General features: G+C 64.3%; 14 protein-coding genes. 8 read left to right on the forward strand and 6 right to left on the reverse strand.

Translation table 11 applies throughout. The features are described from left to right. The first annotated feature begins 293 nt into the window (after nucleotides 1–293). The 8 genes from X735_RS136970 to X735_RS136935 all read left to right on the forward strand — a co-directional run bounded on the left by X735_RS136970 (nucleotide 294) and on the right by X735_RS136935 (nucleotide 6,892). On the forward strand, nucleotides 294–1,385 hold the full coding sequence (locus X735_RS136970; RefSeq protein WP_023814186.1) for a Gfo/Idh/MocA family oxidoreductase: 1,092 nt from the start codon (nucleotides 294–296) through the stop codon (nucleotides 1,383–1,385). A gap of 321 nt (nucleotides 1,386–1,706) precedes the next feature. Then, a complete protein-coding gene (locus X735_RS136965) occupies nucleotides 1,707–3,143 on the forward strand; it encodes an amidase (RefSeq protein ID WP_023814187.1) in 1,437 nt (478 codons plus the stop codon). Between the two features lie 291 nt (nucleotides 3,144–3,434). Beyond that, entirely contained in the window at nucleotides 3,435–4,031 is a 597-nt protein-coding gene (locus X735_RS136960) for an NADPH-dependent FMN reductase (protein WP_023814188.1), read from the forward strand. A gap of 11 nt (nucleotides 4,032–4,042) precedes the next feature. Then, nucleotides 4,043–4,756 carry an orotidine-5'-phosphate decarboxylase gene (pyrF, locus tag X735_RS136955; protein WP_031213922.1) on the forward strand — a complete coding sequence of 238 codons (714 nt, stop codon included), beginning with the start codon at nucleotides 4,043–4,045 and terminating at the stop codon, nucleotides 4,754–4,756. Between the two features lie 32 nt (nucleotides 4,757–4,788). After that, on the forward strand, nucleotides 4,789–5,076 hold the full coding sequence (locus X735_RS136950; protein ID WP_023762651.1) for a DUF1330 domain-containing protein: 288 nt from the start codon (nucleotides 4,789–4,791) through the stop codon (nucleotides 5,074–5,076). 582 nt (nucleotides 5,077–5,658) lie between these two features. Continuing rightward, entirely contained in the window at nucleotides 5,659–5,979 is a 321-nt protein-coding gene (locus X735_RS136945; protein WP_023814190.1) for a helix-turn-helix domain-containing protein, read from the forward strand. Next, nucleotides 5,976–6,440 (forward strand): SRPBCC family protein, encoded by a 465-nt coding sequence (locus X735_RS136940; protein WP_013528593.1) that lies wholly within the window; start codon nucleotides 5,976–5,978, stop codon nucleotides 6,438–6,440. The genes X735_RS136945 and X735_RS136940 overlap by 4 nt, the downstream gene beginning before the upstream one ends. Before the next feature lie 41 nt (nucleotides 6,441–6,481). Further along, nucleotides 6,482–6,892 (forward strand): GFA family protein, encoded by a 411-nt coding sequence (locus X735_RS136935; protein ID WP_023814191.1) that lies wholly within the window; start codon nucleotides 6,482–6,484, stop codon nucleotides 6,890–6,892. A 43-nt stretch (nucleotides 6,893–6,935) separates the two neighbouring features. Here X735_RS136935 and X735_RS136930 read toward each other — a convergent pair whose 3' ends face one another. The 6 genes from X735_RS136930 to X735_RS136905 all read right to left on the reverse strand — a co-directional run bounded on the left by X735_RS136930 (nucleotide 6,936) and on the right by X735_RS136905 (nucleotide 12,884). Then, complete coding sequence (locus tag X735_RS136930) at nucleotides 6,936–8,009, reverse strand: hypothetical protein (protein WP_023814192.1); 1,074 nt, start codon at nucleotides 8,007–8,009, stop codon at nucleotides 6,936–6,938. 126 nt (nucleotides 8,010–8,135) lie between these two features. Continuing rightward, complete coding sequence (locus X735_RS136925; RefSeq protein WP_023814193.1) at nucleotides 8,136–9,017, reverse strand: SMP-30/gluconolactonase/LRE family protein; 882 nt, start codon at nucleotides 9,015–9,017, stop codon at nucleotides 8,136–8,138. Continuing rightward, a complete protein-coding gene (locus tag X735_RS136920; RefSeq protein WP_023814194.1) occupies nucleotides 9,014–9,655 on the reverse strand; it encodes a 2-dehydro-3-deoxy-6-phosphogalactonate aldolase in 642 nt (213 codons plus the stop codon). Before X735_RS136920 ends, X735_RS136925 begins: the two co-directional genes overlap by 4 nt. Further along, nucleotides 9,652–10,605, reverse strand: coding sequence for a 2-dehydro-3-deoxygalactonokinase (locus X735_RS136915; RefSeq protein ID WP_023814195.1), 954 nt, complete (start codon nucleotides 10,603–10,605; stop codon nucleotides 9,652–9,654). The genes X735_RS136920 and X735_RS136915 overlap by 4 nt, the downstream gene beginning before the upstream one ends. Further along, nucleotides 10,602–11,369 (reverse strand): SDR family oxidoreductase, encoded by a 768-nt coding sequence (locus X735_RS136910; protein WP_023814196.1) that lies wholly within the window; start codon nucleotides 11,367–11,369, stop codon nucleotides 10,602–10,604. The genes X735_RS136915 and X735_RS136910 overlap by 4 nt, the downstream gene beginning before the upstream one ends. Before the next feature lie 165 nt (nucleotides 11,370–11,534). After that, complete coding sequence (locus tag X735_RS136905; RefSeq protein ID WP_023814197.1) at nucleotides 11,535–12,884, reverse strand: EAL domain-containing protein; 1,350 nt, start codon at nucleotides 12,882–12,884, stop codon at nucleotides 11,535–11,537. Nucleotides 12,885–13,082 lie beyond the last annotated feature (198 nt).

Raw genomic sequence — 13,082 nt, forward strand, 5'->3', positions numbered from 1 at the left:
GGGCGGCCGCCCGGACCTTGGCTCAATCGCTCTAATCCCACGAAATCTCTCTCGTGTAGATACAAGGTGGCGCCGCGAAGCGGCGACGGAGTGGGGGAAGGCGTTCGCCAAACGCGCAGTCGCCGCAAGACAGGCACAATCCGACGCGCAAGAAATATTAGGCGGGCGGCGAAGGTCGACCCCCACTCCGTCGAGCTGCGCTCGACACCTCTCCCCCGATCGACGGGGGAGAGGAAGGGCAGTGAGCGGCGGCGCTGATCGCCGTCCACAATTCAATCAATTGGGAGGCAGCGGTGTCCGACAAGGTTAAAGTGCTGGTGGTGGGTCTCGGCAATATGGGTGCGTCGCATGCCAGCGCCTATCACCGGCTCGACGGTTTCGAGATCGTCGGCATCATGAGCCGCTCGATCAAGAGCAACACGAGGATACCAGGAGAATTAGCCGGCTACCCACTCTACGAGGATTTCGACCAGGCGCTGAAGGAGACGAAACCGGACGCCGTCTCGATCAACAGCTGGCCGAACACCCATGCCGAATATGCGCTGAAGGCGATCGCCGCCAACTGCCATGTGTTCATGGAAAAGCCGCTCGCCACCAACAATGAGGATGCCGAGAAGGTTGTCGCGGCGGCGCGCGCCAAGAACCGCAAGCTGGTGCTCGGCTATATCTTGCGCGTCCACCCGTCATGGATCAAGTTCATCGAGGTCGGCAAGACACTCGGCAAGCCGCTGGTCATGCGGCTCAACCTCAACCAGCAGAGCAGCGGCAGTGCCTGGCACTGGCACAAGAACCTGATCGATTCGCTGATCCCGATCGTCGATTGCGGCGTCCACTATGTCGACGTCATGTGCCAATTGACCGGCGCCAAGCCGGTGCGCGTGCACGGCATCGGCGTCAAGCTCTGGGCGGAAGCCGACAAGCAGAATTACGGCCACCTGCACGTGACCTTCGATGACGGCTCGGTCGGCTGGTACGAAGCCGGCTGGGGTCCGATGATGAGCGAGACGGCCTATTTCGTGAAGGACGTGGTCGGCCCCAAGGGCGCGGTGTCGATCGTCGCCGGACAGCAGGCGAGCAGCGCCGCCGACACCGCCGAGGTGTCGAACTCCGCCGACATCGACCGCCACACCAAGACCGACGCGCTGAAGATCCACTATGCCGCTGTCGATGGCGACAAGAATTTCTCCAAGCCCGACGAGATCGTCAGCATGGAGGACGAGCCCGGCCACCAGGAACTCTGCGACCGCGAGCAGGCCTTCTTCCTGCGCGCCATCCGCGAGGATCTCGACCTGACCGAGCAGATGGATGCAGCGGTCAACAGCCTGCGCATCGTGCTCGCCGCCGAACAGAGCATCGCGCTCGGGCGGACCATCGACCTGGCCTGACGCAATTCCCGTCTCCCCGTCCCCATTCGAGGCTGTCGCATATGGATTCTGGCGAAGAAGGACCCCCACCCTAACCCTCCCCACAAGGGGGAGGGAAGCTGCCGCGCTCTTCATCCTCGGTGTTAAACGCCTGTGATTTGCCGAGTTCAGCGCCTACAGAATCCCCCTCCACCTTGTGGGGAGGGGTTAGGGGTGGGGGTATTCGTAGGGCGAAAAGCTAGGTTTCTTGAGTGCCTTGGTCCCTCTCGACAGAGGGTGCCGGGAGGCGGCGCCAAACGTTGGCAAGATCAACGAACGACGTTGAAAAATTGGGAGAGAGACATGGTCACCGAAAGTCTGCTGAAAACCTATGCCGAGTCCGACGCGCTCGACCTGGCCGGACTGGTGCACAGCGGCCAGGTTTCACCGGCGGAACTGGTGGAGGCAGCGATCACGCTGGTCGAGCGGCTCAACCCGGCGCTCAATGCGGTCATCCATCGCCTCTACGACATGGCGCGGGCGCAGGCCGAAACGGTCGACACATCAGCGCCCTTCGCCGGTGTGCCGTTCCTGCTCAAGGAGCTGGCCTCGTCCTGGACCGGGGCGCCGAACACCAATTCTTCTTTCTACCTCAGGGATGTCGTTGCCGATTTCGACACCGAGGTCGTTCGCCGCATGAAGGCGGCCGGGCTGGTGCTGGTCGGCAAGTCGAACGCGCCGGAAAATGGCTGGTCGATCACCACCGAGCCGAAACTCTACGGTGTGACCAAGAACCCGTGGAAGGAAGGCATCACGCCCGGCGGCTCGAGCGGCGGCGCTGCCGCGGCCATCGCGTCGCGCATGGTGCCGATCGCCGAGGCCAGCGATGGCGCCGGCTCGATCCGCATCCCGGCCTCCTGCTGCGGCATTGTGGGCTTAAAACCGTCGCGCGGACGTGTCAGCCTCGCGCCGTTCGGCGACTATTGGTACGGCGGCGCCTATTTTCTCTGCTGCTCGCGCACCGTGCGCGACACCGCGGCCTATCTCGATGCGGTTGCCGGCGCGCTGCCCGGCGATCCCTACACGCCGCCGGTTCCAGATGGCAGCTGGCTCAGCCTCTCGGCGCGAGCGCCAAAGAAGCTGCGCATCGGCTTTTCCGTCACGCCGCCCAACGGCACGGCGATCGATGCGGAGGTGAAGGCGGCGGTGCTGGCGACCGTGGCGGCACTCGAGCGCCTCGGCCACCACGTCGAAGAGCATGACATGCCGCTCGACGCCAATGCTGTGTGGAAGACCTACACCAACATGACCTGCGTGCAGACGGCGGCGACGTTCGACTACCTTGAGACGGTGGTGGGGCGGCCGGTGACGCCAGGCGATGTCGAGGCGGTGACTTGGGCAATCATCGAGCGCGGCCGCTCGACCAGCGGCATCAGGCACATCTCCGATGTCGAGCAACTCAGGCAGGTCGGCCGCGACATCGTCGGCGACCTCGGCGCCTACGATCTCTTCATCACCCCGACCCTGACGCAGCTGCCGCGCCCGTTCGGCTATTACGACATGTCGGAAACAGACATCGATCGCTACAACGCCAAATGGGCGGACTCGGTGTTTGCCTTCCCCTTCAACATCTCCGGCCAACCGGCGATCTCGCTGCCGCTCGGCTGGTCGAAAGGCGGCGTCCCGATCGGCGTGCAGCTCGTCGGCCGCTACGGCGACGAGGCAACGGTGCTGGCCGCGTCGGCACAGTTGGAGCGAGAGATGCCGTGGAAGGGGCGGCGGCCGGCGGTGAGTGGGTAGGTGCTGGGCACCGCGTGCGGCTTCGAGATTGGCCAAATCCGCCCATCGCTTCGTCATCCACGGGCGGAGCAAGGAGCGCAGCGACGCAGCGCAGACCCGAGGATCCATGCCGCGACTTCCGAGCGCCGCTACGGCGCAGAATTCTGTTCCGCTGCACTCCTGGATAGCTGTCACGGAATGGATTCCAGGGTCTCCACGACGGAGCTTCGCTCCTGCTTCGCCCAAGGATGACGAAGTTGGCGTTGATTTGCTCGATCCTTGGCTGTACCTGTCCGGGAACAAGGGTGGCCAATGGCAGTGATCCCGAAAATCCTCGTCTTCGCCGGCTCGGTTCGCAGCGGCGCCTATAGCGGCAGGACCGCCGACGTGGCGCAGAAGGAACTCGCCATGCAGGGCGCCGAGGTGACCCGCATCTCGCTTGCCGACTACCCCCTGCCGATCATGGACGAGGATTTGGAAAAGGAAAAAGGCGTTCCTGAAAACGCCCAGAAACTTGGCCGTCTGGTGATCGCCCATGACGGGCTGCTGATCGCCACGCCCGAATATAATGGCTCCATTCCGCCGCTGCTCAAGAACACGATCGACTGGGTGAGCCGGGTGCGCAGGGATGGCGGCCGGCCGGTGAGGCCGCTGGCCGGCAAGGTCGCCGGCCTCTGTTCGTCCTCCAGCGGGCACTTTGCCGGCATCCGCTGCATCAACCATCTGCGCGCGGTGCTGGTGCGCTGCCAGATGGAGGTGGTGACGCCGGAATGCTCGGTGCCCGACGGCGGCGGCGCCTTCGACGAGGATGGAAACTTCCGTGACGAAAGACTGCACAAATCGATGGAGCACCTATGCCGCACCCTGATCGAAACCTCGCGCATGCTGTCCACCCGGATCGAGGCGTGATCGCAACGACGATGCAGGCACAATCCATACAGGCACGATCCATGCAGGAAAGACTGATAGTCGGCCTCGATGTCCCGACCGTGAGGGAGGCCGAGCAGGCGGTGCGCGAACTCGACGGCGTCGTCTCCTTCTACAAGATCGGCTACCAGCTTGCCTTCGCCGGCGGGCTCGATTTCGCCAGGGAACTGGCCAGCGGCGGCACCAAGGTCTTCCTCGACATGAAGCTGCTCGACATCGACCACACGGTGGCCAAGGGCGTCGAGAACATCGTCAAGATGGGCATGACCATGCTGACCATCCACGCCTACCCGAAGGCTATGCAGGCCGCCGTAGAGGCGGCCAGAGGCAGCGATCTTTGCCTGCTTGCGGTCAGCGTGCTGACCTCGATGGACGAGCAGGACATGATCGACGTCGGCTATGAGTACGACCCGCATACGCTGGTGCTGCGGCGCTCGGAACAGGCGCTGCATGCCGGCATGGGGGGCATCGTCTGCTCGGCCGCGGAAGCCGAAGCGGTGCGCCGCATCGTCGGCCCCGACATGGCGGTGGTGACGCCCGGCATCCGGCCGGCGGGCAGCGATCATGGCGACCAGAAGCGCGTGGTGACGCCGGGCCAGGCGATCCGCAACGGCGCCAGCCACCTCGTCGTCGGCAGGCCTATCATTGCTGCGGCCAACAAACGGGAAGCGGCCGAGGCCATCCTCGACGAGATGCGCTCGGCCTGAGATTTCCAAGAACAAGTTCGGAGACCAAGAAAATGCCCAAGGGATACTGGATCGCCCGTGTCGATGTGCGCGACGCGGAAGGCTACAAGGACTACGTCGCCGCCGCCAAGCCTGCCTTCGAGCGCTTCGGCGCGAAGTTTCTGGCGCGCGGCGGAGAGCATGAAAAGGCCGAAGGCCCCGGCCGGGCACGCAATGTCATCATAGAGTTCGAATCGCTCGCCGCCGCGCATGATTGCTACCATTCGCCGGAATACCAGCGCGCCGTCGCCATCCGTCAGAAGGTCGCCGACGGCGAGATCGTTCTGGTCGAGGGCGCCTAAAATCCGCCTCGAGCAGTTTTGACGAATCGCGGGTGTGACGGACGGCATACCTTGGCGATTGCCGCAAACGCCCAGCGCCTTCGTCATCCACGGGCGAAGCAAGGAGCGTAGCGACGCAGCGCAGACCCGAGGATCCATGCCGCGACTTCAAAGCGTTGCAGCGGTGTAGAATTCTGCTCCGCTGCATTCTTCGGCCAAGGTCGCGGCATGGATCCCAGAGTCTCCGCGACGGAGCTTCGCTCCTGCTTCGCCCTAGGATGACGAAGTTGGGAGGCTTCGGCCAATCTCGAACGCTTAGGATGGTCCACCAACGAACGATGAAATCTCGGCCGTCGATAGGCATCCTGTCAAATCCCTGCTGCAGCGCTAGTAGCAGGACTTCAGACGAAATCCTGCAGGTTTACGTCCGCAGTTTGGCGCCGCTAAGCAGGGCTCCGACATCAGGTACATGGCCGGGGCGGCCCATCGCGCAATCAACGTCCGAGTCCGAATAGCCGCATCCAGTCTTGCGATGCGGGGCCAACTGCAGGTTGACATGCAGGTATTTACCTGCATATTATGCCTTACAACAGAGTGAGGCAGATGGACGCCGACAAGGTTTTCAAAGCGCTGGGCGACCCGACACGCAGAAGGCTGCTTGACCTTCTGTGCGAGCAGAACGGGCAGACGCTCGGTCAGCTTTGCGAAAACCTGGACATGGCCAGGCAATCCGCCACCCAGCACCTCGATCTGCTGGAGGCGGCCAATCTGGTGAGCACGGTCAAGCGCGGCCGCGAAAAGCTGCATTTCATCAATCCCGTGCCCTTGCACGAAGTCTACGAGCGCTGGGTACGGAAATTCGAACGGCAGCGGCTCAGCCTGCTGCACGACCTGAAGCAAGAACTCGAAGGAGAAGAGCAATGACCAGGGAAACGACCAGCTTTGTCTACGTGACCTATATCCGCTCGACGCCGCAGAAGGTGTTCGAGGCCATAATCAAGCCCGAGATCGCGAAGCGCTACTGGGGCCACGAGAACGTCTCCGAATGGACGCCGGGTTCGAAATGGGAACATATCCGCGCCAATGACGAACGGACCGTAGAGCTCGTCGGCAAGGTCGTCGAGATTTCGCCGCCGACCCGCCTTGTCATCACCTGGGCGAATGCTTCGCAGGCCGACGATCCGTCGAAAACCAGCCGGGTGACGTTCGCCATCGAGGAATACGACACCATGGTGCGGCTGACCGTCAGCCATGACGAGCTCGAAGCCGGCAGCGGCATGGCGAAGGGCGTCAGCCAGGGCTGGCCGGCGGTGCTGTCGAGCCTGAAATCTTTCCTCGAAACCGGCAGCGGCATCGACATTTTCGCCAAGCCGAAATCGGCCTGATGCTGCGACCTCAAGCAGAATCAGGCCCGTGGAGAATGACAATGACCAAGCGTTATACCGGCGGCTGCGCATGCGGCGCGATCCGTTACGAAACAAATGACGAGCCGATCTTCCAGAACCACTGCCAGTGCAGCGATTGCCAGAAGCGCTCAGGCACCGGCCACGGATCCTACCTGACCTTCGGCCAACGTGCCGATATGGCCATCACCGGGGAGGTGAGCACCTGGCGCGTGGCGGGCGCCAGCGGCAATGAAAAAATCCACACCTTCTGTCCAACCTGCGGAACGCCGGTCTTTCTGATACCCGTCGCCATGCCCGAGCTGATAGTGGTCCACGCGGCCAGCCTCGACGATCCGGAACAGTTCAGCCCGCAGATGGTGACCTACACGAGCCACGGCCATGCCTGGGACAAGATGGATCCGTCCTTGCAGGCGGTCGAGCGAATGCCGTAGTGGAACGCGTCCGCCGGTCGGCCCGCGATCTGCCGTCGCGCCTTCAGGCGCGATGCTCTTGGCCGATCAGCCGGCTCGCCGCTGTCTCGGCCATGGCGTCGGCCAGCTCGAGGCCCCATTGCTGGCGGCAATAGGCGCGAAAATCGAAGCAGGGCAGGCCGGGGCAGACCTCGAACTCGATGAGGTGGACGGTATTGTCGGCCTCTACCCTGAGATCGATCGAAAACACGTCGCGCAGGCCGAGCCCGCTCATCAGCCGCCCGGCGATCGCACGTATCGTGGCGTCGGCGGCCGGCTGGCTGTCGGCAACCGCGACGAGTTCCGGCTCGGCGTAATGTCCCGCCGCTTTCGCTGCCTCGCCGGTGTCGCCATAGAGCGCCAGGCTGTCGGCCATGGTCTGGAAATCGGCGCCTGAATCGACAAAGGCCACGCCAAGCGCTTCGACCCCGGCACCTGGCACCAGGCCGAGGAAACTGGCGCGCACGTTGCGGCCGGCGACATAGGGCTGGACGACGACATCGTCGCGATAGGCCGAAAAGACGCGCCGGCTAAGCTCCAGCGCATGGCCGAGGTCGGCCACACGCGAGTCCGGCCAAATACCGATCTTGGCGCCGAGCCGGTTGGGCTTGACGAACCAGCCGGCGGGCGAGGCCGGCGGCTCGGCCAGCCATTGGCCGTCGCGCGCGAGCCCGGCCTGCGGCACCGGCATGCCGAGTGCGCCGAGCACGGCTCCGGAGCGGAACTTGTCCTGACAGAGCGCGAACAGCGCATCATCTGCGCCGATCGTCTTGAAACCGCCCAATCGCGCCAGAGCGGGCGCCGCGCCGCCGCGGAAATAGGCGATGCCGTCGGTCAGCGTCCAGACCAGCGTTGTGCTGGGATGCTCGCCGGCGAGGACGCTTGCGGCATCGTCCAGCGCCACCGGCGCGAAAGACAGGCCGCGTGCCCGGCAGGCGCGGCCAAGCATGTCGAATTCGGGGGCGAGGTCGGTCGACTGCCCTAGATAGGACGCGATTTCGCCGGCACGCTGCGGCGCATGACCGTCGGCGACCAGACGGTCGAAACAAGCCTTCTCCGGCTCATGGACGAGGATCAGTCTTGGCTTGCGGCTCGACATGAGATGAACGATTCCGGCAGTAGGATTGCCTACCATCGCATGGTCAAGGCGTCAGGCTCTCGCGAAACCGACACGGCGCGGGCGGTTGCGTGACAACGCACCGTCCGACCGCAGAATCCAGTTCGCTCAGGCGATCAGCACGCGCGGCTCGAAGCGGCCGTTGACGGGAATATCGAGCAGAAAGGTCATGCCGCCCTGCAGATCCAGCAGACGCTGCTTCTCATCCTTGCCCGACCAGGCGGAGGTGACCGCCAGCCGATCGGCCTTGGCGCCGACAAAGGCCGGGCAGGACGGCTGCGTCACCGGCATGGCGACCGTGCGGACGAGCTTGCCGTCGGGCCCATAGGCTTCGATGACGCTGCCGCCCCAGACGGCATTCCACAGGATGCCGTCGCGGTCGAGCACGGATCCGTCGACATAGCCCTTGGCCGAGCGGTGATCGACGAACAGCTTTGGCTCACCGGCAGGCAGGCCGGTCGCCGGGTCGCAGGCGACGCGCATCAGCAGCCCGGTCGAGGTGTCGGTGTAGTAGGCGATTGCGCCATCCTCGGTAAAACAGATCGAATTGGAGACGGTGATGTCCGAAAACAGCCGGCGCAGTTCGCCTCTGAAAAACCAGTAGATCGAACCCGCACCCTTTTCCTCGCCCTTGCCCATGGTGCCCATCCACAAGGCGCCGCAGGGGTGGACCCGGGAATCGTTGGAGCGCGTGACCGGATTGTCGGCCTCGACAGGCGTGTGCAGCGTCAGTTTGCCGGTCGCGACATCGCGGACATAAAGGCCGGTTTCGGCGGCGATAAGCTGGCGCTTGTCGTCGATGATTGCGATGGCGCTCGCCATTTGGCCAAGCTCATGGACGGTGGTCGCGCCGCCGGACAGCTGCTTTTGCAGAAGCTGACCGTTGACGATGTCGAACCAGTAGAGCGTATCGGTGGCGGGATCGTAGCTCGGCCCCTCGCCGAGCTGGCAGACGTGATCGGAAAAAACCGAAACGATGGCTTCGCTCATCCTGCTTCTCCGAACACCGCATCCCAGGCCGCGACGGCAGCTTGCGCACGCGCGGCCACCTCGTCGACGCTCATGCCAGGCTTGAACAGGCTGGAGCCCAGACCAAAGGCGGTCACGCCGGCCGCCTTGTAGCCGGCAAAATCTTTTTCGGAGACGCCGCCGACGGCGCCGACCAATGTCTGCGCCGGCAACACGGCGCGCATCGCGGAAATGCCGCCGGCACCCAGCACGCTCGCCGGGAAGAATTTCAGCGCCGAGGCGCCAAGCTTGATCGCCAGGAAGGCTTCGGTCGGCGTGAACACTCCGGGCATCGTCACCATGCCGTAATGCATGGCGCGCGCCATCACCTCGGCATCGATGTTGGGACTTACCAGCAGCCGCCCTCCGGCCTGGTGCAAGCCATCGACATCGGCTGGCATCAGCACCGTGCCGGCGCCGACCAGTGCCGTTTTAGGCAGCACTTGGACGATGCGGGCGATCGACGAGAACGGTTGCGGTGAGTTCAGCGGCACTTCGATCGCCTCGATGCCGGCGTCGAACAGTGCCTGGCCCATGGCCATCGCCTCGGTGGGCTTGAGCCCGCGAAGGATGGCAACCAGGCCGCGCTTGAGTTTTGGAAACGGTGCGGTCTGGCTCATCGAGCTGCTCCAATTCTGGCGATCATGCCGTTCTCGCGCGCCGCCTCGACGAGACCTGCACGCACCGCCTCGTCCGCGTCGACGGCCCGGACCTCAAGTCCGGCAAGGCCGAGTGCCTCGCCGTACAGCGTTCCCAGCGCGCCGGAGGCGACCAGCACCACGGGTTCGGCACCGGCGCCGTGCCGGCGGCCGGCAGAGGCGATCTCGCCGCCGATCAGAAGGCCGGACAGGCAGGCGGCGGCATCGTCGGCTTTCAAATCCTGCAGCAGGCCGGCGGCGCGGATGGAAAACAGCCGCGAGGTGACATCGCCGCCATCGCTCAATGCGGTTTCGCACCAGCGGCGGAAGAACGGATTGTCCGATGTGACGGGCTTTGGATGTTCGCCGAGCGAATGGCGCAGGATCGAATGCGAGGCAAGCACCGAAAACAGCTCGCCGGTCGGCCAGGTGCCGAAGCCGGTGACAGTACCGTCCTCGACCAGCACCCATTTCGAATGGGTGCCGGGCATGCAGACCAGCTGACGTCCCTTGGCCGGCAGCCCGGCGCCGGCAAGCTGGGTTTCCTCGCCGCGCATGACGTCGGGCGCATCGGCCAGTCGCTGGGCAAGGCCCGGAACGATGCGGATGTCGCGGCTCTGGCCGGGCACGCTGGCGGCACCCGCAAGGATGGCGCTAAGCGGCGCCGGCACGGTGACATAGGGTGCTTCGAGCCAGCCCTGGCGGGATCCGGCCATACCGCAGATGATGACGGGCAGCGCCGCTGGTGCTCCCATCGCCGCCAGATGCCCTTCGAGGATGGTCGAAAAGCCCTTCTGCTGCGCCGTGATCAGGCCATCGTCGCCACGGCGTTCGGCAAGCACCTTGCCTTGCCCGTCTATCAGCCAGACCCGCATGCGGGTCGTGCCCCAGTCGACGGCGGCGACCGCCGGTGCGTTGCCGGCTGGGTTCACAGGAAACCTCCATCGACGACCAGCATCTGCGCTGTCAGCATGCGCGAGGCGTCCGAGGCCAGGAACAGCACGGTGCCGACAATGTCGTCGGGCTGCATCACCTGTTTGATGCACTGCTTGGCAACATGGGCGGCAAGCCCCTGTTCGGTCACCCAGAGCTCCTTCTGCCGCTCGGTGATCACCCAGCCGGGCGCAATGGCGTTGACGCGGATGCCGTCGACACCGAGCTTGCCGGCCAGCCCCTTGGTCAGACCGAGGATACCGGCCTTGGCGGCCGTGTAGGACGGCATGTCGGGGTGGTTGATCAGATAGGATGTCGAGGTGAAGTTGATGATCGAGCCGCCGCCCGCCCGCTTCATGCCCGGTGCCACCGCTTGCGCGGTGAAGAAATGCGGCCTGAGATTAATGGCCTGGTTGTTGTCCCAGAACTCGACCGTCACGTCCTCGACGGCGTGGCGTTCATCCCAGGCCGCATTGTTGACCAGCACGGTGACATCGCCATGCGCCTCGGCGGCCTTCGCGGCGGACGCCCGCAGGGCCTCGACGTCGCGTAGGTCGGTCTTGAGATAGAGCGGCCGCTTGCCGAACGCTTTCTCGATGCGGTCGGCAAGAGCCGTGCTTGGGCCGTCGGCGATGTCGATGAAGGCGACATTGGCGCCCTGGCGCACAAACCCCTCGGTCAGGGCAGCACCAATTCCGGAACCGCCGCCGGTGATCAGCACCGAGGCTCCTTCGAGGTCGGCAAAATGCGCCGATGGCATCATCGTTCCTGTCTCCCAGCGTGATCGGCGCGCATCCTAGCCACGCAAGGCGCGCGGGCAAGGGCGAACCGCCGAATTTCAGGGCTTATGTCGGACAAAACGACAATACACCGCGCTGGACACCCGAGGTGAAGTCACCAGGGTCGCAAACCGCTTCGAGATCGCCGGTCAGATCGCCTTGGCGCGGAGGGCGCCGCGGAAGGAATCGCGGAGATAGCCGAGCGTGGCATCGGCATCGACCGGCTTGCCGAACAGATAGCCCTGCCCGCCGGCGCAGCCGAACTGGACGAGGCGATCGGCCTGCGCTTCCTGCTCGATGCCTTCGGCGACCACGTCCATGCCGAGCCCCTCGCACATTGCGAGAATGGCGCGGATGATGTGTTCGGACGGGCGGTCGTCGAGAATGGAAGAGACGAAGGCACGGTCGATCTTGAGCTTGTCGAAATGGAATTCGCGCAAGCGGCCGAGCGAAGACTGGCCGGTGCCGAAATCGTCGAGCGAGACGCGGATGCCGACGCGGCGCAGATCCTCGACGATCTGCGCCGCAGAGGCCGGGTCGTTCATCAGGCCGGTCTCGGTGATCTCGATCTCCAGCCGGCGCGGATCGAAGCCGGTACGGTCGAGGATCGCCAATATATGCAGGCCGGTGTTCTGGTCGACGAGCTGCGAAGGCGACAGGTTGAACGACAGGAACAGATCCTTCGGCCAGCTTCGGGCCGCCTCGGTCGCCTTGCGCAGCACCAGCTGCGACAGCGGGCCGATGATGCCGCGCTCCTCGGCGATGGGGATGAAGACGGTGGGCGGCACCGAGCCGAGGTCGCGGTCGGTCCACCGCGCCAGCGTCTCGAAGCCGATGGTGCGGCGCGTGTTGAGGTCGACGATGGGCTGGAAATGCGGTTCCACCTCGCCGGCCGAGACAGCGCGGCGCAGCGCCTGTTCGATGCGTGTGACGCGCTTGGCCGCCTCTTCCATCTCGCGGGTGTAGACGACGACGCGGCCGCGCCCGGATCGCTTGGCGTGGTAGAGCGCCGTCTCTGCCTTGTTGATGAGGATTTCCGTGGTCTCGTCGCCGGAATAGAACAGCGAGCAGCCGACCGAGGCCGAAAGCCTGGCGGTGCGTTCGCCGACATCATAGGGCGCCGACAGGATCTCGATCAGCATGCGGGACTTTTCGGCCGCTGCATCCTCGCTGAACACCAGGGGATAGAGAAAGGCGAATTCGTCGGCGCCGATGCGGCAGACCGTGGAATGGCCGTCCATCGAGGCGCGCAGCCGCATCGCGACCTGGATCAGGATGTCATCGCCGGCCTTGTGGCCGAACAGATCGTTGATCGGCTTGAAGCCGTCGAGGTCGAGAATGCCGACGGTAAAGGGCGCGGGATCGTCGGCACGGTCGGCGATCAGGCGATCGACCTTGTCGAAGAAGCGGCGATGGTTGCCAAGCCCGGTCAACGGATCGGTGAATGCCAGATCCGTGCTCTCCCTGTTTGCCTGACCGGTGCCAAACGAAGTTTGCATCGGTGTCCCTGTTTTGTGACGTCGGAATTTATTTTCAGACTGGCAGCAAACCCTTTAGGAAACGTATCGCGAAATCGATATTTCACAGACAAGCGCGACCTTTCCGAAGGGTCGATGAAAGCAACGCATTCGGGTGTCGGATGCCAAACCCAGGAATGTCGCGATTGGCAGACGGGCAGTGAGCCTGTACAGGCAAGA

Origin of the sequence: Mesorhizobium sp. L2C084A000 (assembly GCF_000502875.1) — a bacterium.
Classification (GTDB): Bacteria; Pseudomonadota; Alphaproteobacteria; order Rhizobiales; family Rhizobiaceae; genus Mesorhizobium.

Coding starts and splice junctions, on each gene's coding strand:
- X735_RS136965 (WP_023814187.1), top strand. CDS start 1,707: ATGGTCACCGAAAGTCTGCTGAAAACCTATGCCGAGTCCGACGCGCTC.
- X735_RS136960 (WP_023814188.1), top strand. CDS start 3,435: ATGGCAGTGATCCCGAAAATCCTCGTCTTCGCCGGCTCGGTTCGCAGC.
- pyrF (WP_031213922.1), top strand. CDS start 4,043: ATGCAGGCACAATCCATACAGGCACGATCCATGCAGGAAAGACTGATA.
- X735_RS136950 (WP_023762651.1), top strand. CDS start 4,789: ATGCCCAAGGGATACTGGATCGCCCGTGTCGATGTGCGCGACGCGGAA.
- X735_RS136945 (WP_023814190.1), top strand. CDS start 5,659: ATGGACGCCGACAAGGTTTTCAAAGCGCTGGGCGACCCGACACGCAGA.
- X735_RS136940 (WP_013528593.1), top strand. CDS start 5,976: ATGACCAGGGAAACGACCAGCTTTGTCTACGTGACCTATATCCGCTCG.
- X735_RS136935 (WP_023814191.1), top strand. CDS start 6,482: ATGACCAAGCGTTATACCGGCGGCTGCGCATGCGGCGCGATCCGTTAC.
- X735_RS136930 (WP_023814192.1), bottom strand. CDS start 8,009: ATGTCGAGCCGCAAGCCAAGACTGATCCTCGTCCATGAGCCGGAGAAG.
- X735_RS136925 (WP_023814193.1), bottom strand. CDS start 9,017: ATGAGCGAAGCCATCGTTTCGGTTTTTTCCGATCACGTCTGCCAGCTC.
- X735_RS136920 (WP_023814194.1), bottom strand. CDS start 9,655: ATGAGCCAGACCGCACCGTTTCCAAAACTCAAGCGCGGCCTGGTTGCC.
- X735_RS136910 (WP_023814196.1), bottom strand. CDS start 11,369: ATGATGCCATCGGCGCATTTTGCCGACCTCGAAGGAGCCTCGGTGCTG.
- X735_RS136905 (WP_023814197.1), bottom strand. CDS start 12,884: ATGCAAACTTCGTTTGGCACCGGTCAGGCAAACAGGGAGAGCACGGAT.